Annotated in this window: 17 protein-coding genes; 10 read left to right on the top strand and 7 right to left on the bottom strand. The window is 62.7% G+C overall.

Annotated features, from left to right (window positions below; all coding sequences use genetic code 11):
- Positions 1–68: 68 nt before the first annotated feature.
- Positions 69–455, top strand: coding sequence for an ectoine synthase (locus tag AC2D8V_RS03940; protein ID WP_484732209.1), 387 nt, complete (start codon positions 69–71; stop codon positions 453–455).
- On the opposite strand, the gene AC2D8V_RS03945 is transcribed toward AC2D8V_RS03940, so the two are convergent.
- From AC2D8V_RS03945 to AC2D8V_RS03965, 5 genes are all read right to left on the bottom strand, one after another.
- Positions 440–718, bottom strand: coding sequence for a hypothetical protein (locus AC2D8V_RS03945; RefSeq protein ID WP_484732210.1), 279 nt, complete (start codon positions 716–718; stop codon positions 440–442). The two genes, AC2D8V_RS03940 and AC2D8V_RS03945, sit on opposite strands and share 16 nt — an antisense overlap.
- Entirely contained in the window at positions 715–1,323 is a 609-nt protein-coding gene (plsY, locus tag AC2D8V_RS03950) for a glycerol-3-phosphate 1-O-acyltransferase PlsY (protein WP_484732211.1), read from the bottom strand. The genes AC2D8V_RS03945 and plsY overlap by 4 nt, the downstream gene beginning before the upstream one ends.
- A complete protein-coding gene (pyrC, locus tag AC2D8V_RS03955; protein WP_484732212.1) occupies positions 1,320–2,612 on the bottom strand; it encodes a dihydroorotase in 1,293 nt (430 codons plus the stop codon). Before pyrC ends, plsY begins: the two co-directional genes overlap by 4 nt.
- A 120-nt stretch (positions 2,613–2,732) precedes the next feature.
- Positions 2,733–3,272: a hypothetical protein gene (locus AC2D8V_RS03960; RefSeq protein WP_484732213.1), complete on the bottom strand. Its 540-nt coding sequence runs from the start codon at positions 3,270–3,272 to the stop codon at positions 2,733–2,735.
- Complete coding sequence (locus AC2D8V_RS03965) at positions 3,269–4,216, bottom strand: aspartate carbamoyltransferase catalytic subunit (protein WP_484732214.1); 948 nt, start codon at positions 4,214–4,216, stop codon at positions 3,269–3,271. The genes AC2D8V_RS03960 and AC2D8V_RS03965 overlap by 4 nt, the downstream gene beginning before the upstream one ends.
- Before the next feature lie 107 nt (positions 4,217–4,323).
- Between AC2D8V_RS03965 and AC2D8V_RS03970 the strand changes: the two genes are divergently transcribed.
- From AC2D8V_RS03970 to AC2D8V_RS03990, 5 genes are all read left to right on the top strand, one after another.
- A complete protein-coding gene (locus tag AC2D8V_RS03970; RefSeq protein WP_484732215.1) occupies positions 4,324–5,124 on the top strand; it encodes a uracil-DNA glycosylase in 801 nt (266 codons plus the stop codon).
- Positions 5,117–5,740, top strand: a complete 624-nt coding sequence (locus AC2D8V_RS03975) for a LysE family translocator (RefSeq protein ID WP_484732216.1) — start codon at positions 5,117–5,119, stop codon at positions 5,738–5,740. Before AC2D8V_RS03970 ends, AC2D8V_RS03975 begins: the two co-directional genes overlap by 8 nt.
- 3 nt (positions 5,741–5,743) lie before the next feature.
- Entirely contained in the window at positions 5,744–6,286 is a 543-nt protein-coding gene (gene moaB / locus AC2D8V_RS03980) for a molybdenum cofactor biosynthesis protein B (RefSeq protein WP_484732217.1), read from the top strand.
- 95 nt (positions 6,287–6,381) lie between these two features.
- A complete protein-coding gene (locus tag AC2D8V_RS03985; RefSeq protein ID WP_484732218.1) occupies positions 6,382–7,848 on the top strand; it encodes an efflux RND transporter periplasmic adaptor subunit in 1,467 nt (488 codons plus the stop codon).
- Between the two features lie 5 nt (positions 7,849–7,853).
- Positions 7,854–11,243 carry an efflux RND transporter permease subunit gene (locus AC2D8V_RS03990; protein WP_484732219.1) on the top strand — a complete coding sequence of 1,130 codons (3,390 nt, stop codon included), beginning with the start codon at positions 7,854–7,856 and terminating at the stop codon, positions 11,241–11,243.
- On the opposite strand, the gene AC2D8V_RS03995 is transcribed toward AC2D8V_RS03990, so the two are convergent.
- Positions 11,240–12,046 (bottom strand): protein-disulfide reductase DsbD domain-containing protein, encoded by an 807-nt coding sequence (locus AC2D8V_RS03995; RefSeq protein ID WP_484732220.1) that lies wholly within the window; start codon positions 12,044–12,046, stop codon positions 11,240–11,242. The two genes, AC2D8V_RS03990 and AC2D8V_RS03995, sit on opposite strands and share 4 nt — an antisense overlap.
- 144 nt (positions 12,047–12,190) lie before the next feature.
- On the opposite strand from AC2D8V_RS03995, the gene AC2D8V_RS04000 reads away from it, so the two are divergent.
- Complete coding sequence (locus AC2D8V_RS04000; protein WP_484732653.1) at positions 12,191–12,745, top strand: YqgE/AlgH family protein; 555 nt, start codon at positions 12,191–12,193, stop codon at positions 12,743–12,745.
- Here the strand turns inward: AC2D8V_RS04000 and AC2D8V_RS04005 are convergent.
- Entirely contained in the window at positions 12,742–13,680 is a 939-nt protein-coding gene (locus tag AC2D8V_RS04005; RefSeq protein WP_484732221.1) for an L-threonylcarbamoyladenylate synthase, read from the bottom strand. The genes AC2D8V_RS04000 and AC2D8V_RS04005 overlap by 4 nt on opposite strands.
- Positions 13,681–13,804: 124 nt before the next feature.
- On the opposite strand from AC2D8V_RS04005, the gene AC2D8V_RS04010 reads away from it, so the two are divergent.
- From AC2D8V_RS04010 to AC2D8V_RS04020, 3 genes are read left to right on the top strand one after another with little or no spacing between them, the layout of a single operon-like run.
- Complete coding sequence (locus AC2D8V_RS04010; protein ID WP_484732222.1) at positions 13,805–15,511, top strand: acyl-CoA dehydrogenase; 1,707 nt, start codon at positions 13,805–13,807, stop codon at positions 15,509–15,511.
- Positions 15,511–16,572, top strand: a complete 1,062-nt coding sequence (locus AC2D8V_RS04015) for an MBL fold metallo-hydrolase (protein ID WP_484732223.1) — start codon at positions 15,511–15,513, stop codon at positions 16,570–16,572. Before AC2D8V_RS04010 ends, AC2D8V_RS04015 begins: the two co-directional genes overlap by 1 nt.
- Positions 16,565–17,026 carry a DUF6173 family protein gene (locus AC2D8V_RS04020; protein ID WP_484732654.1) on the top strand — a complete coding sequence of 154 codons (462 nt, stop codon included), beginning with the start codon at positions 16,565–16,567 and terminating at the stop codon, positions 17,024–17,026. Before AC2D8V_RS04015 ends, AC2D8V_RS04020 begins: the two co-directional genes overlap by 8 nt.
- Positions 17,027–17,031: the final 5 nt, after the last annotated feature.

Genomic DNA, 17,031 nt, shown 5'->3' on the forward strand with positions numbered 1-17,031 from the left:
CCTTGCAGGCTGGCACGCGTGCGCAAGACGTGCAACGCTGATTTGTGCGACAGCCGAAAGGGTATGCCATGATCATTGCGCGAAAGTCAGAACTGGCGGGTGGATCCAGAGATGCGGCAGGGCCGGGTTGGACCAGCTTGCGGCTGTTGGTAAAGTCGGATGGCATGGGGTTTTCGATGACCGAAACGCAGGTGCTGCCCGGTGCCTCGCTCGATCTGCAATACCTTAATCACATCGAGGCGTGTTATTGCATTGGCGGCGCCGGCGTCGTGACCGAAACCGAGACAGGGGTGTCTCATGTGATCGAACCCGGCGTGCTTTACGCACCGGACAGCCACGAACCTCACAGAGTTGAAGTTACCGGGGATGCGCCGTTGCGCCTGATCTGCGTTTTCTCGCCCGCGCTTCAGGGCGATGAGGTGCACGGCCCCGACGGTAGCTACCCCGCCAGTTGATCCGGGCTGAATGCGAGGACAAACCGGACGACCTTGGCTGCGGGCATCTCACAAGGGTAAACCCGGGCGCCTGCAGTCAGCCGATAAAGGTTAAGGCTGATGTAGTCCTGACCGCCCAGTTCCTCCGCCACCAGCTTGACCGATTTCCCGCCGTTAAACGTCGTTTTGCTGGCGACATAGGTTACACCGTGGGCGGTGCCACGCGTGCTGCCTTCCGGCAGCGCATCCAGTGCCGCTATGAAACCGGCAGATGCTGCCGTCACCCCTTTTGACCGATCTTCGGCTCTGTGCCTGCCCGGATGCGGGCGATGTTGCTGCGGTGCCGCCAGTAGATCAACGCAGCTAGAAGGGCGGCGACGACCGCAGCTTCAGGACTGTGCAGCAGATACATCAACGGTACGGCGGCGATGGCGGAAACCAGCGCGCCCATCGACGAGATACGGGTGCTTAGCGCGCCGACCAGCCATGCCGCGCAGCATCCCAGCCCGGCCCAGAAATTGAGCGCCAGCATTATGCCAAGAAACGTGGCCACGCCTTTGCCGCCGGCAAACCGCAGCCAGATGGGATAGCAATGGCCGATCATCGCGCCCAACCCTGCGAAAAGCCCCAGATCACCGCCTGTAATCGTATTGGCAAGCACCACGGCAAGCGCGCCCTTGCCACCGTCAAGCAACAACGTCAGCGCAGCCGCAAGCTTGCTGCCCGTTCGCAGCACATTGGTTGCGCCGATGTTGCCCGATCCGATGTCGCGCAGATTGCCGAGCCCCATGAGTCTTGCCAGCACGAGGCCAAAGGGAATTGAACCGATGAGGTACCCGAGGCCAAGCCAAAGGGCGATGAGAGACAAAAAGGTTTGTTCGTAGCTCATGTCGCTCTTTCATAAACGGGTACGCCCGCCACATATGTTGCAAGCACGCGGCCCTGCATGCGCGCACCGTCAAAAGGCGTGTTGCGCGATTTCGAGCGCAATGTGCTCCGGTCCATCAAAAACGGCGCATCGGGGTCAAAGAGCACCAGATCGGCTGGTGCTCCGGCGGCCATACGCCCTGTATCCAGCCCCAGACGCCGGGCCGGGTTCAGCGACATGGCGCGCCACAGCGCTGGCAGATCGATCAGCCCTGCGTGGTACAGCCGCATGGCCGCAGGCAGCAGCGTCTCGAGCGCAACCGCGCCGGAGGCGGCCTCTTCAAAAGGCAGGCGTTTGCTTTCTTCGTCCTGTGGTGTGTGCATCGAAGAAATTACATCGATCAGCCCGGACTTGATGGCCTCGGCGACGGCGAGGCGGTCCTGTTCGTCGCGCAGTGGCGGCTTAAGCTTGAAGAAGGTGCGATAGTCCGCAACGTCGAGCGCGTTGAGCGTGAGATGGTGGATCGAGGTGCCGGCAGTTACATCGAGCCCGTTTGCCTTTGCACGCTCTAGCGCGGGCAGGGCGCGGGCGGTTGTGATCTGATCGGCGTGATACCGCGCGCCAGTCATTTCGACGAGAGCCATGTCGCGATCCAGCGCCATCCGCTCGGCCATGGGCGAGACTGCGGGCAGGCCGCGCAGCGAGCCAAATTTTCCCGAGGTTGCCGCCGCCCCGGCACTCAGTCCCGGATCCTGCGGATGCGCGATAACCAGAGCGCCCAGACTGCGGGCGTAGGTCAGCGCCCTCGAAAAAACCTTTGTGTTGGTCACGACCCTGTCGCAATCGGTAAAGGCGACTGCGCCCGCGTCCATCAAAAAACCGATCTCGGTCATCTCGGTGCCTTTGCGCCCCTTGGTCAGCGCCGCCATCGGACGTACATGGACCGGCGCGGCTTCATTCGCGCGGCGGGTCACGAATTCGAGCGTCTCGGGGCTGTCGATAGCGGGGGTCGTATCGGGGCGGGTGATGATCGTGGTGACACCGCCTGCCGCCGCCGCCCGACCTGCCGAGCGGTAGCTTTCTTTGTGGCGCTCGCCCGGTTCGCAGACCTTGACGCCGAGATCGACAAGACCGGGCGCGAGGTACTTGCCCGCGCCATCAATGACGCGCCCGGTTTCGCCGCGAAACTGATTCTCTTTGTTATCAAAGACTTGTCGAATTTTTCCTGAAGAAATTGTTACCGCGCCGAACGTTACTTTTTGTGCTTCGGGATCAATCACATGCACGTTCGTGAAGGTCAGGTCAGTCATGGTCAGCCAGCCACCCAGATCATCAGGCCCACAAGGGCAAAAGCGAGGATCAGGGCCACCATTGCGATGCGCCCGGACATTTTTGGGTCTTTCGGGTCGGTCATGTCGCGCAGTCCTGCATTATGTCAGTATCCACCAAAGCACGGCCATGGCGACCATCACCACAATGGCGATCGGCAAAAAGTTACCCCGTCGTTCTGATACCGGAACCGGCGGGGCGCCAGTGCCCGTGTAGGGGGCCGCGCTGTCCGCCGACAGCGGTGTGGCACTGTTGTCGGGCTGAATTTCGCCATAAGCGCCGATCAGTGTGAGGTCCGGGCCCACAGTGAGTGAGGCCGCCTGACCCGCGAAGCTGTTGGAAAACAGTAAAAGCACGTAGGCGTCCAGCGCCTCGAGCTTGGCGCGGTCAGCGTCCAGTTGCGCCTTGGATACGGCGTAGCCTTCCGAGAGGTAACCGGCCAGCCCGACCCCATCGAGGTCCTTGACCGGAAAAATCTCGGTGCCGATGGTGTTCAGATGCGGAGCATTCAGCAATTCGCGAGCAAGGTCCGGCTTGGGCTGGCGGGAGAGCGCGACCTCCATTTCCACCGGGTTGCGGTTGACGGCAAAAACACGGATCACGCCGCTTTCGCCTTTGGGCACGGTGATGCTCTGGCTCATGCCACCCCTTTCCGCGTCATGCGCAGGTTTTGCGCCAGCAGGTCCATCGCGGCCATGCGGACGGCGACCCCCATTTCCACTTGATCCTGAATGACCGACCGGTTGATGTCGTCGGCCAGTGTGCCGTCGATTTCGACCCCGCGGTTCATCGGGCCGGGGTGCATCACAATCGCGTCGGATTTGGCGTAGGCGAGCTTTTCGGCGTCCAGCCCGTAGCGGTGGTAGTATTCACGCTCGGAAGGGATAAATCCGCCGTCCATGCGCTCTTTCTGAAGTCGCAGCATCATAACCACGTCAACATCTTTGAGCCCTTCTTCCATCCGGTCAAAGACCTCGACGCCAAACTCGTCAATGCCCGAAGGCAGCAGGGTAGGCGGGCCGATCAGCCGGATACGGTTTTCCATCTTGCCCAGCAGCATGATGTTGGAGCGCGCGACGCGGCTATGCGCGATATCGCCACATATGGCGATCGACAGGCGGTGCAACCGTCCCTTGGCGCGGCGGATGGTCAGCGCGTCCAGCAGTGCCTGCGTGGGGTGTTCGTGCCGCCCGTCGCCTGCATTGAGCACGGCGCAGTTGACCTTTTGAGCAAGCAGGTCCACCGCGCCTGAGTGCGGATGCCGCACAACCAGCAGGTCAGGGTGCATGGCGTTAAGCGTCAGCGCGGTGTCGATCAGCGTTTCACCTTTTTTCACCGAAGAAGCCTGCATCGCCATATTCATGACGTCCGCGCCGAGCCGTTTGCCCGCGATCTCGAAACTCGCCTGCGTACGGGTGGAGTTTTCGAAAAACATGTTGATCTGTGTCAGGCCGGCCAGCGCATCGGCATGCTTGTCCGGTTGCCGGTTGAGCGCGGCATAGGCATCGGCCAGATCCAGCAATGTGGTGATTTCCTCGGGCCGCAGGGCTTCTATCCCGAGCAGGTGGCGATGCGGAAACGTCATGAGGCGGCGACCTTTGGTGATTTGCCACGTTATAAGGAGCACAAACGCGGGGGGCAAGCAGGCAGGTGGGTGTTCAACTCCGTCGCGGTGCGGCCTAGAGTGGCGGAATGGAATCAGCGGAATTTCACCACGCGCTTGCGCTTTTGAACTGGCAGATCGAACTGGGGGCGACGGATGCCATCGCGGACGCGCCGGTTGATCGCTATCAACTGCCCGACAAACAAGCGAAACCGGCGAAGGCCAAGGCCGCGTCACCGGCACCTGCGGGTCGTGCCGCCATGGCAGAGACACCGCCCGAGGCGCAGTCGGTAGATGCGGTGGCGGTGGCGACGCAGGCGGCACGCGCGGCGGCCGATCTTGACGGGCTGCGCGCGGCGCTTGCCGGGTTCGAGCACTGCCCGCTCAAGCGGGGCGCGCGCAATCTGGTGTTTTCGGACGGGGACCCGCAGGCGCGGGTCATGATTGTGGGCGAGGCGCCGGGCCGTGACGAAGACCTGCAAGGCCGGCCATTTGTCGGCAAGGCAGGACAGCTTCTGGATGCGATGCTCGCGGCGATTGATCTGGGACGCGCGAATGCGGAATCGCCCGTCTACATTACCAATGTTCTGCCGTGGCGCCCCCCGCAAAACCGGGACCCGAGCCCGGACGAGATTGCAATGATGCGCCCCTTTCTGGAGCGTCACATCGCGCTGGCCGCGCCTGAGGTACTGGTGATCATGGGGAACATCTCGGCTCAGGCGCTTTTGGGCAAGCGGGGAATTACCCGGTTACGCGGCGCGTGGACTGAAAGCTGCGGGGTCCCGACCCTGCCGATGTTTCACCCCGCGTATTTGCTGCGCAACCCGGCGGCCAAACGCGAGGCATGGGCCGATCTGCTGAGCCTTAGAGCGCGGTTGAACGATGGTTGATCCGCTGACCCTTGCGGCATTCGTGCCGGCCGCACTTGCACTGAACATGACACCGGGGGCGGACATGATGTTCTGTCTCGGACAGGGTTTGCGCAACGGTACATCTGCGGCCTGGGCCGCAAGCGCCGGTGTGGCGCTGGGTGGCATGGTACATGTCGCGCTGGCGGGGCTGGGGCTGGCGGCGGTGCTGGCGCGCCTGCCTGTCGCCTTTGACCTGATCCGCTGGATAGGTGTCGGCTATCTGCTATGGCTGGCGGCTGCGGCTTTGCGCCGTCCGGTAGAGCACGCGGAGGGTGTCGCGGCGGCCAGGGCCGTCTCGACCGCGCAGGCTTTTCGGGCGGGGCTGTTCGTGAACCTGACCAACCCGAAGGTGATCCTCTTTGTGCTGGCTTTCGTGCCGCAGTTTGTTGTGCCCGAGGCGGGGCCGGTGCTTGGGCAATTTCTTGTTTTCGGCGCGGTCATCGGCGTCGGCGGCTTTGTCATCAACGGGCTGGTCGGCGTGTTTGCGGGTACCCTCGGGCACCGGTTGGCGCGCGGCCACCGGATGCTCGACATCATCACCGCTGGCATTTTCACGGCCCTCGCGGCCCGATTGGCGCTATTGGAGAGAACCTGAGATATGAGCCGTATCGACGAGACAGAGAAATTCATTGCCGCGCGCATCGCCGTTCTGACAGTTTCGGACAGTCGCGATTTGTCGCAGGACCGTTCCGGTGACGTGCTGGTGTCGCGGCTGACCGAGGCGGGTCACACGTTGGCCGACCGGCGCATTCTGCCAGACGAGCGCGCGGCCATTGCCGATCAGTTGCGCGCGTGGTGTGCCGACAGCGGTGTGGACGTTGTGATCTCGACCGGCGGCACAGGGCTGACCGGTCGTGATGTCACGGTCGAAGCGCATCGCGATGTTTACGAAAAGGAAATCGACGCTTTTGGCACGGTATTCACCATCGTCTCGATGCAGAAGATCGGTACCAGCGCGGTGCAGAGCCGGGCAACCGGCGGTGTCGCGCAGGGCACCTACCTTTTCGCGCTGCCCGGCAGCCCGGGCGCCTGCAAGGATGCGTGGGATGAAATACTGGCCAAACAGCTGGATTACCGCCACAGGCCCTGCAATTTCATCGAAATTTTCCCGCGATTGACCGAAAGCGAGCGACGGAAGTAACGCCTTTGTGCGTAACATCTTTGAAGGCTTGGTATTTTCTGGCGGGGACTTAGGTTTATCGGGTATCCTGCTCCGGGCAAGAGGATGATGGCGGTATGCGTTTTTTGCGCCAAAGTATAGCTGGTGTGTTCTGGACAGCGTTGACGCTGGGCCTGCTGGTCTATGCTGTGCAGATCATCGGCGGGGCGGTGCAGACACGCCTGTCGGATGATGGGCCGCCCGCGCGCCATGCCGAGCGCGTATTCGTCGTAAACCTTGTGACTGCTCGGACAGGGCAGGCCGACCCGGTTCTGGAGACCTTTGGCGAGATCGCATCGCGGCGCACACTGGAAGTACGGGCGGCGGTTGCGGGGCGTATCGTATCATTGTCGGACGGATTTGAAGAGGGTGGGACAGTCGCGGCCGGAGAGGTGCTTGTCACCATTGATCCGGCGGATGCGCAGTCGGCGTTCGACCGGGCCACGGCAGATTTGGCGGATGCCCGCGCCGAAGTGCGCGATGCCGCGCGCGGTCTGGATCTGGCGCGCGAAGAGGTCCGCGCCGCAGAAGATCAGGCGAGCCTGCGTGAACGCGCATTCATTCGACAGCAGGATTTGTCAGGCCGGGGCGTCGGGACGTCAGCGGCTGTAGAAGATGCAGAACTGGCAGCGGCGGCAGCGCGCGCCGTTGTTCTGGCCCGCCGTCAGGCGGCGGCAACGGCTGAGGCGCGCGTCGATCAGGCCGAAACGCAGCTGGCGCGCGCAGAGATTGCCTTGGCAGAAGCGGAACGTGATCTGGCAGATACCACGCTGTCCGCACCCTTTGCCGGCACCATCAGCGACACGACGGCGGTTGAAGGCGGGCTGGTCGGCATCAACGAACGGCTGGCCGACCTGATCGATCCCTCGGATCTGGAAGTCGCCTTTCGCGTCTCAACCGCGCAGTACAGTCGCCTGATCGATGGCACTGGCGCACTTATCCCGGCGCCGGTCACTGTGAGCCTTGACGTGACGGGCGTGGATATTCTCGCACAGGGGCGGTTGTCGCGCGTCAGTGCTGCGGCCGGCGAAGGCCAGAGCGGTCGGCTGGTGTATGCGCGGCTGACGCAGTCGGCGGGGTTTCGTCCCGGTGATTTCGTGACCGTGATCGTGCAAGAGCCCACGATCGACAGTGTGGTGCGCCTGCCATCCTCCGCCCTTGATGATGAACGGCGCGTTCTGGTGCTGGGCGAAGGTGACAGGCTGGAGGCGCTGCCGGTCACATTGGTGCGGCGGCAGGGCAACGACGTGCTGGTCCGTGCAGACACACTGGATGGGCGCGAAGTGGTTCGCGAAACATCGCCGCTTCTGGGGCCCGGCATCGCGGTGCGCCCTGTCCGCCCCGAGACAGAAGAGACCGAACCCGCGCCTGAGCAGGCCGCGATGCTTGAACTTACTGATGCGCGCCGGGCCGCGCTGGTCGCCTTTGTCGAGGAAAACCAGCGGATGCCTGCAGAGGCGAAGGCGCGGGTACTGGCACAGCTGGCAGAGCGTCAGGTCCCCGCAGAGGTAGTGCGGCGGATTGAAAGCCGGATGGGAGGCTGAGGCTGGTGATCCGTCCGATCCCGCATTCGGCCGACGGTCTGCTGTCGTATTTTACGCGGCACCGGACACTGGCCAACTTGCTGCTGGTGGTGATCCTGCTTGCCGGGGCGTTTTCGCTGCCCAACATGCGCACCCAGTTTTTCCCCGACGTGGTTTTGCAGAATGTGAATGTAACCACCAACTGGGACGGTGCCAGTGCCGAAGACGTGGACCGCGGGATCATTCAGATCATGGAGCCTGCCATTGCGTCGGTGTCCGGGATCGAGAGCACGTCGGCCACGGCGCGCGACGGTTTTGGCGGCCTTTACATCACGTTTGAACCTGACTGGGACATGGCGCAGGCAGTTGATGACGTTCAGGCAGCGGTCGATGCCATCACCGAGTTGCCCGAGGACATCGACACCCCGCGGGTAGAACGCGCGGTGTGGCGCGACCGCGTGACCGATGTGGTCATCTCGGGGCCTGTCGATGCGGCACAGATCGGTTTTTTCGCCGACGAGTTGAACACCCGTCTGTTTGCGGCCGGTGTGACGCAGACGACGCTGCGCGGCGTCGTTGCGCCGCAGACCGTTGTGGAAGTGCCGGCGCGCAACCTTATCGCCCATGACATCACCATGGCAGAAATTGCCGACCGCATCGCCGCCGAAGTAACCGCTGATCCGGCGGGGGATGTTGAGGGTGCGAATGCGAGGGTGCGCACGGGCACCGACAAGCGTGATCCGTCGCAAATCGGTGGCATCGTTCTGCGCAGTTTTGACGACGGGGCCAAACTGACGGTGGCCGATGTGGGCCGGATCACGCGCTATGGCACGAACCGCGAGCGCAGTTATTTCGTCGGAGACGATCCGGCTGTGTCCATTCGCGTGGATCGCTCTGCCGGTGGTGATGCCATCGACATTCAGGCCACCGTGCAGCGTGTGGCTGACACCTTTCAGCAGCGGTTGCCGCAGGGTGCGTCTGTCGACCTCATACGCACGCGGGCCGAGGCCATTTCGAGCAGGCTCGACATTCTTGTAGACAACGGGCTGACCGGTCTGGGGCTGGTGATCTGCCTGCTGTTTCTGTTCCTCAACGCGCGCACGGCGCTGTGGGTCGCTGCGGGTATCCCTGCGGCGATGATGGCGGCCATCGCGATCATGTATTTGGGTGGTCTGACGCTTAACATGATCTCGTTGTTTGGGCTGATTATCACGCTGGGCATCGTGGTCGATGACGCGATTGTCGTTGGCGAACACGCGGATTATCGCGCGCGGCAGCTGGGCGAGGCGCCGGTCAATGCGGCCGAGAACGCAGCGCGGCGTATGGCCATGCCGGTTTTTGCCGCGACACTGACCACGGTGATCGCCTTTTACGGGCTGGTTGCCATCGGCGGACGGTTTGGTGCGCTGATCGAAGATATCCCGCTGACCGTGATTGCGGTTCTGGTGGCCTCGCTTGTGGAGTGCTTTCTGATCCTGCCCAACCATATGGCGCATGCGCTGGCCGCGCGCGCCAAGGAGCGGTGGTACGACTGGCCGAGCCGTCAGGTGAACCGTGGCTTTGAGGTGATCCGCGATCGTGCGTTTCGTCCCATGATGGCCGGGGTCATCTCGGCCCGCTATGCGGTGCTGGCGGGGGTTGTCGTCATTCTTGCCAGTCAGGTTGCGGTGTTTATCCGCGGCGATGTGCAGTGGCGATTTTTCAATGCGCCCGAACGCGGCACGATCACGGGTAATTTTGCCATGCTTGACAGCGCCAGCCGCGAAGACTCGCTGGAAATGATGCAGGCATTTCAGCGCGTGGTCGAGGAGGTGGGGGCCGAATACGCGCAAGAGTATGGTGTGCACCCTGTCACCTTTGCCATCGCCGAGATCGGCGGCAACGCCGGACGTGGTCTTTCCGGTGTGGAGAACAAGGACAGAGATCTGCTTGGGGGCATTTCGGTTGACCTGATCGATGCCGAAGAGCGGCCCTATTCCGCATTTGCTTTTGTCGGCGATCTGCAGGACCGGTTGGAGCGGCATCCGCTTGTAGAGACAGCCGGGTTCCGCGGGTCGCGGTCCGGCCCGGGCGGAGACGCGCTTGACGTGCGCTTTTCGGGGGCAGATCCTGACACGCTCAAGGCGGCAAGCCTTGCCTTGCAGGAGGCGGTGTTGCCGTTTCCCGAAGTCTCGGGCGTGGAGGATAATCTGGCTTTCGACAAGGTGGAACTGATCCTCGATCTTACCGCGCGCGGCCAGGCGCTGGGATTTGACATTGACGCGCTGGGCCGCGCGTTGCGCAACCGGCTTGGGGGGATTGAGGCGGCGACCTATCCGGACGGGCCACGCAGTGCCGAGATCAGGGTGGAAATGCCGCAAGGAGAGTTGACCGCAGATTTTCTGGAGCGCACGCAGATGCGCACGCCTGACGGCGTTTATGTGCCGCTGGCAGATATCGTGAGCGTTGAAAGCAGACTGGGATTTGGCACCGTGCGCCGCGAGAACGGCGTGCGGGTGGTGTCGGTGACAGGCGATATTTCCGAAGATGATCCGGAACGTGCAAGCTTGATCAGCACGACACTTGCCGAGGACATTTTGCCCCGGATCGCCGAGGTCCATCAGGTCGAATGGGAGATGGCAGGGCTCGCCGAGGATGAAAGCAGTTTCCTGCAGGACGCGCTGACGGGGTTGGTGTTGTGTCTGGCGGGTATCTACCTTGTACTGGCATGGATATTTGCCAGTTGGACGCGTCCGCTGGTGGTCATGGCAATCATACCTTTCGGTCTCGTGGGTACGATTTACGGGCACCATGCGTGGGACGTGCCGCTGAGCATGTTCACTGTTGTTGGCTTGCTCGGCATGACGGGGATCATCATCAACGATTCCATTGTTCTGGTGACAACGATAGACGAGCGCGCCGCCGAAAGGGGCCTTGTGCCCTCGATCATCGATGGCGCGGCTGATCGGCTGCGTCCGGTGCTGCTGACGACGCTGACTACGGTTCTTGGAATGATGCCGTTGCTGTTCGAAACCAGCCGTCAGGCCCAGTTTCTCAAGCCGACGGTGATCACGCTGGTCTACGGTCTGGGTTTTGGCATGGTGCTGGTGTTGCTGGTCGTTCCGGCACTGATTGCGGCGCAGCAGGATATTGCCCGCCATGTCATCGCCTTGCGTCGCGGCCTCCGCGCGCCGCTGCCCGCTTTGCGCTTGGGCATTGCAGCGGCATTGGGTCTGGTGCTGTGCTGGGGCGCGGTGACACTGGGGTGGACGGCTGTCACGGGCGTTCTGCCTGTTCCGCTTGCAGGGTGGATGCCTTGGGGCGGCCCGCTTCAGGCTGCGCTGGCCTTGTTCGTGGCAGGGGTTGTAGCGATTTGTATTGGCATTTTTGCCGTCATGGCCGTCGGGCTGCGCCAGCAGATGCGCCGGCCGGTTTAGCCCGCGGTGCAGCCGCGGATATCGACCGCATGGGCAGCGCCCAGAACGGTGATGCGCACTGCGGAACGATCCAGCGCAATCGTGCCGCCGTTGACTTCGATCATTTCCGACACAGCGATCAGGCTGTTCCCGTTCCGGCGGGTTTCGGCTTCGCTCACCCAGATGTCACCCGGGCCCGGTTCGATCACGACATATTCGGTCCCGCCTGCCGACGGCATCGTCAGTTGCGCTTCGATCCGCAGCCCGTCATCTGTCGGACTGATGCGGCACGTGGCTGTGCGCACTCCGGCTTCGGATGCGGTGTAGGGCCGCTGCGCCAAGGCCGCCGCAATCGCGGGCACAGGCTTTGTCTCTGTGCTGTCGATGACCGCATCAAATGACAGTTCGTGCGGTATACAAACATCCGCGCAGATACCAAGCTCCATCCGGGCGCGCAGACGGACTGGCTGTCCGGCGGTTTTGGGCGTGATCTGAAGCGGGATGGTCAGTGCGTTCTCGTAGCCGACAGAGCGCATGCCGTTCAGGTCAAACACCTTTGGTGTGGGCCAGCTAATCGCAACCGTGCCAAGATTTGACGAGCCGCGCCAGTCAAACCGCGGTGGGATGCCCGCATCTCCGGGCGCGCGCCAGTAGGTTTTCCAGCCCGGTGCAAGTTCGAGGTGCAGCGCTGCAGTGCGGCTGCCGTTGTCATGTACCCAACCGGGCAGGACCGAGCCCTCAACAGGCACCTCGAAAGCCTGCTGCGCCATGGCGGGCAGGGCAAGCAGGCCAAGCGTGGCAAGAAATGCGCAAGTCTTTTTCATGTCTTTCATATGCGCGAGGCTGCGGTAAATGCCAAGTCACGTTCCGTTCAGCGATGTGTCAGTCGCATCTGGCCTTTTGGGTTGCACGCCTGCGGCCTGCGGGTCATTCTGAGCAGGTGCGGGCAGCATCTGAGGAACGACGCATTGGATCTCGAAGGTAAATTGCTGGTGGCCATGCCGGGCATGGGGGACACGCGATTTGAGCATTCCGTGGTTCTGATCTGTTCCTATTCCGACAAGGGCGCGATGGGGTTGATTATCAACAAGCCCAGTCGGGATGTGCGCATGAGCGATGTGCTTGATCAATTGGAAATCGAACCGACGCAGGATGCTCAAGAGATGCAGGTGCACTTTGGTGGGCCGGTTGAAACGGGGCGCGGGTTCGTTCTGCATTCCGGCGAGTACAGTTCGAGCCTGCACACGCTGAAGATCTCCGACAGCTTCGGCATGACCGCAACGCTCGATATTCTCGAAGAAATCGCGCATGGCAAGGGGCCGGAACGGGCGTTGATGATGCTCGGGTACGCCGGTTGGGGGCCGGGTCAGCTGGAGCAGGAAATTTCACGCAACGGCTGGCTGACGGCGGATGCGCCGAGCAATCTGGTGTTTCAGGTGCCGGCCGGGCAGAAATGGTCGGCGGCGCTGGAAAGCATCGGGGTCGACCCTGTCAGCCTGTCCTCGGCTGCCGGTCGCGCCTAGCGCGGCGCAGCGGCACGGCGCAAGCGGTCGTTGATGGCGATGCCAAGCCCGTGTTGCGGTACGGGTGCCACCGCGATGGGACGGCCCAGTGCGTCCAGCCGGTGCAGCGCATCAAAAAGGTTCGCGGCTGCCGCGCGCAGATCCCCTGCCTCTGACAGGTTGATGTCGCATGGCATCGGGCCGAACCCGAGTAAAACCTCGCCATCCTGCGCCTGTGCCGCATCAAGGCGCACGGTCGCCTGCGGTGCGTAGTGCGAACTGATCTGTCCCGGTGCGGAAATTTCCCCCGCAACCGGTTGGGCCAGCCTGTGGCCGAGGACGGCTTCTATGTCTTCGGCAGCCAGCCCGCCGGGGCGCAGCAGGGTGGGCGCGCCCGACACGCCGATAATGGTGCTTTCCAGCCCGACTGTGCAGGGGCCGTCGTCGAGAACAGCGGCGATTTTGGTGCCCAGACCGTCCAGCACATGGGCTGCCGTGGTCGGGCTGATCCGGCCGGACGGATTGGCCGAGGGCGCCGCGACGGGCGTGCCTGCGGCGCGCAAGAGCCTTGTCGCCGCCGGATGCGCGGGGACCCGAAGGGCCACTGTATCCAGACCCGCCGTGACCAGCGTCGACAGCCCGTGCCCGGACGCCAGTTGCAGCACGAGGCTGAGCGGGCCGGGCCAGAAAGCCTGCGCCAGCAGTTCCGCGGCATCAGACCACTGCGCAATGGCGCGTGCCGCGGTCACATCCGGCAGGTGGACGATTAACGGGTTAAAGCTGGGCCGGCCCTTGGCCGCATAAATGTCGGCGACCGCCGCGCCGTTGCGGGCATCCGCACCCAGACCGTAGACGGTTTCTGTCGGAAAGGCGACCAAACGGCCCGCGCGCAAGTGCGCGGCGGCACGGGATATCCCTGCCTCATCTGGCGCCAGCACGTCGGGTTTTTCTGCCATCGTCCATTCCGTGACGCCGCGTTTCGGTTGCTGAGCGCCGCAATGCGCCCCATTCTTTGGCCTGCCATTACAAGTTCAGTGCTGCCTTGCCAAGCCGGGCGCGCAGGAAACCGGAGAATTGACCATGCCTTATCGGGCCCCTGTGGATGACTATGCTTTTCTGTTCAATCATGTTGTAGATTTTGACAGTCTGCGTGCAACAGACGCCTTTGCCGAGGCCAGCGCCGACGTAACGCAGGCGATTCTGGTTGAGGCGGGTAAACTGTGTGACGAGGTGCTTGCGCCTGTACAACGCGCAGGAGATCTGCATCCGGCGCGGCTGGAAAACGGGGTTGTGCGCACGTCGCCGGGGTATCCCGAGGCGTGGAAAGCGATAGCCGAAGGCGGTTGGGTCGGCATGGCGGCGGACCCCGAGTACGGTGGCATGGGGCTGCCAATGACGCTGACATCCGCAGTGAACGAGATGATGTCCGGAGCCTGCCTGTCGCTGCAGTTGGCCCCATTGATGAGCCAGGGACAGATTGAAGCGCTGGAGCATCACGCCAGTGAAGAAATCAAGGAAACATACCTGCCAAAGCTGATTTCCGGCGAGTGGACCGGCACGATGAACCTGACGGAGCCGCAGGCGGGGTCGGATGTGGGTGCCTTGTCGACAAAGGCCGAACCGAACGGCGACGGGACTTACAGCGTCACGGGCCAGAAAATCTACATCAGCTGGGGCGATCACGATGTGGCAGAAAATGTCTGCCATCTGGTGCTGGCGCGGCTGCCGGACGCACCTGCGGGCACCAAGGGGATCAGCCTGTTTCTCGTGCCGAAATTCCTGCCCAACGAAGACGGGAGCCTTGGCGCGCGGAACGGAGTGAGCGTTGTGAGCTTGGAGCACAAGCTGGGGCTGCACGGCTCGCCTACAGCCGTGATGCAATACGATGGCGCGAAGGGCTGGCTCGTCGGGCCGGAACAAGGCGGCATGGCGGCGATGTTCACGATGATGAACAACGCGCGGCTTGGCGTCGGTGGTCAGGGTGTCGGCGTGGCCGAGGGCGCGTTTCAGCATGCGCTGGCCTATGCAACGGACCGCAAGCAGGGGCGTACCGAAGGCGAAACCGGCGCCATCATTGATCACGCGGACGTACGCCGCATGCTGATGACCATGCGCGCCGAGACCTACGGGGCGCGGGGCATCGCTCTGGCCTGCGCCTATGCCATCGATATGGCCAGCGCCACGGGCGGCAGCGACTGGAAGGCCCGCGCCGCATTGCTCACCCCGATTGCCAAGGCCTTTGGCACCGACATCGGCAACGAGGTTGCCGGCATGGGCATTCAGGTGCACGGCGGCATGGGCTTTGTCGAGGAAACCGGTGCGGCACAGTTCGCCCGCGATGTCCGGGTCACCACCATCTACGAGGGCACAAACGGCATTCAGGCGATGGACCTTGTCGCGCGCAAGATGATGGATGGCGGTGAGGCCGCAAACCGCCTGATGGACGAAATTGAGACAACGGCCGAGCAGGCACGTGATACGTTTCCAAAACTTGCCGAGGCGGTCTGGCAGGCCAGCGAGAGTCTGCGCGAGACGACGGATTGGATGATCGCGCAGAATCACCGTGTGCGCTTTTCGGGTGCTGTGCCATATCTGCGGGCTTTTGCGCGGGTGCTGGCAGGTCATATCCATCTGATGTCGGCGTTACAGGATCAGGGCGGGCCACGTGAAAAACTGGCACGGTTTTATATCCGCCGCCTGCTGCCGGAGCATTCGAGCCTGCTGGCTCAGGCGCAAGCGGGTGATACGGATGTCTATTCACTGACACCGCAAGAGTTTGCCGCCTGATGAAAGATCAGCCGCCGCAAGGCCTGAGATACCCTTGGGAAGACCCACCGGAAGAAGGCGCGGCCATTGAGGTCGCGCCCGGTGTGCTTTGGATGCGGCTGCCGCTGCCGATGAAGCTGGACCATGTGAACGTCTATGCGCTTGACGACGGCGATAGCTGGACGGTGATCGACACCGGTTTTGCGTCACGCCGCAGCCGGTCGATCTGGCAGGCCCTCTTGGACGGGCCCTTGGCCGGCAGGCCGGTGACGCGCGTGATCGTAACACACCACCACCCAGATCATGTCGGGTTGGCTGGTTGGTTTCAGTCGGAATTCGGCGCTGAGTTGGTGACCACGCGCACTGCCTGGCTCTTTTCGCGCATGTTGATGCTGGATGAGCAGGTCGTACCGGCGCCCGAAACGATTGCGTTTTACAAATCAGCCGGGATGGACCCTGAAATCCTTGCAGAGCGTGCCAGCGAGCGGCCTTTCAACTTTGCCGATGTGGTCGCGCCGATGCCGCTGGGGTTTACGCGGATCCAGCAGGGTGACGTGATAACCATAGCCGGCAGGCAGTGGGACGTGCATACCGGGAACGGACATGCGCCCGAGCACGCGACATTCTGGAGCCGCGATGACAATCTGGTATTGGCGGGCGACCAGATCCTGCCCTCAATCAGCCCGAATATCGGCGTCTACGCCACCGAACCCATGGCGGATCCGGTCGCGGACTGGCTCGAAAGCTGTGAGCGGTTGGCAGGGCTGGCGCGCCGCGATCATCTGGTGCTGGGCGGGCACAAGCTGCCCTTTACCGGGTTGCCTGTGCGCATGCGCCAACTGATCGAGAACCATCACGGTGCGCTGGACCGGTTACTGGATTACATCGACACGCCGAAGGCTGCCGGAGACTGTTTTGCGCCGTTGTTCAAACGCCGCATTGGCAGCGGCGAATACGGGCTTGCGCTGGTCGAAGCGGTTGCACATCTCAGTCATCTTTACCAATCGGGGCTTGCGACCCGCGAAAGGCGCGACGATGGTGCTTGGGTGTATACGCGCAAGGAGCACGCAAGTGATGGGTGAAAAAATAGAGACAACCGCCGAAGCGGGCGAGGCCGCCATCGGCGCTGTGTTGCATGAGGTCCATACGGATCCGGGCGCGCCAAATGCGAGCAAGCAGCCTCTGCCTGCGGGGATGGCAAAGAAGCCGGTACAGCAGAAATCACCCGCGCAATGGGCTTACGAGCGGATCATTCTCTATCTCAAGAACTTTGAGGAGCAGTTGGACAGCAGCCATGAGGTGGCAATGGGTTTTACCGGCGGTGACGTGGGCGTGCTGCGCATCGAGGGGATGGGGTATTTCGACCCGGATATCGTGACCTTTTACGGCACCGACGCGACAGGTGCCAAGACGCAACTGATCCAGCATGTGAGCCAGTTGAACGTGATGTTGCGCGCGCTGCCCAAACCTGCGGAGCGCGCCGAGGCTGTGCGTATCGGATTTCGACTGGCGCAGGATCTTGAAAGCAGCGGCTGAACCCA

Source organism: Roseobacter sp. YIN89, assembly GCF_057219365.1.

What these genes read in the sequence shown, in the direction of transcription:
- moaB (WP_484732217.1), top strand. Translation starts at nt 5,744, where the DNA reads ATGAGCCGTATCGACGAGACAGAGAAATTCATTGCCGCGCGCATCGCC.
- AC2D8V_RS04005 (WP_484732221.1), bottom strand. Translation starts at nt 13,680, where the DNA reads ATGGCAGAAAAACCCGACGTGCTGGCGCCAGATGAGGCAGGGATATCC.
- pyrC (WP_484732212.1), bottom strand. Translation starts at nt 2,612, where the DNA reads ATGACTGACCTGACCTTCACGAACGTGCATGTGATTGATCCCGAAGCA.
- AC2D8V_RS03975 (WP_484732216.1), top strand. Translation starts at nt 5,117, where the DNA reads ATGGTTGATCCGCTGACCCTTGCGGCATTCGTGCCGGCCGCACTTGCA.
- AC2D8V_RS03940 (WP_484732209.1), top strand. Translation starts at nt 69, where the DNA reads ATGATCATTGCGCGAAAGTCAGAACTGGCGGGTGGATCCAGAGATGCG.
- AC2D8V_RS04020 (WP_484732654.1), top strand. Translation starts at nt 16,565, where the DNA reads ATGGGTGAAAAAATAGAGACAACCGCCGAAGCGGGCGAGGCCGCCATC.
- AC2D8V_RS03995 (WP_484732220.1), bottom strand. Translation starts at nt 12,046, where the DNA reads ATGAAAAAGACTTGCGCATTTCTTGCCACGCTTGGCCTGCTTGCCCTG.
- AC2D8V_RS03960 (WP_484732213.1), bottom strand. Translation starts at nt 3,272, where the DNA reads ATGAGCCAGAGCATCACCGTGCCCAAAGGCGAAAGCGGCGTGATCCGT.
- AC2D8V_RS03965 (WP_484732214.1), bottom strand. Translation starts at nt 4,216, where the DNA reads ATGACGTTTCCGCATCGCCACCTGCTCGGGATAGAAGCCCTGCGGCCC.
- AC2D8V_RS03985 (WP_484732218.1), top strand. Translation starts at nt 6,382, where the DNA reads ATGCGTTTTTTGCGCCAAAGTATAGCTGGTGTGTTCTGGACAGCGTTG.
- AC2D8V_RS04010 (WP_484732222.1), top strand. Translation starts at nt 13,805, where the DNA reads ATGCCTTATCGGGCCCCTGTGGATGACTATGCTTTTCTGTTCAATCAT.
- AC2D8V_RS04015 (WP_484732223.1), top strand. Translation starts at nt 15,511, where the DNA reads ATGAAAGATCAGCCGCCGCAAGGCCTGAGATACCCTTGGGAAGACCCA.
- plsY (WP_484732211.1), bottom strand. Translation starts at nt 1,323, where the DNA reads ATGAGCTACGAACAAACCTTTTTGTCTCTCATCGCCCTTTGGCTTGGC.
- AC2D8V_RS03970 (WP_484732215.1), top strand. Translation starts at nt 4,324, where the DNA reads ATGGAATCAGCGGAATTTCACCACGCGCTTGCGCTTTTGAACTGGCAG.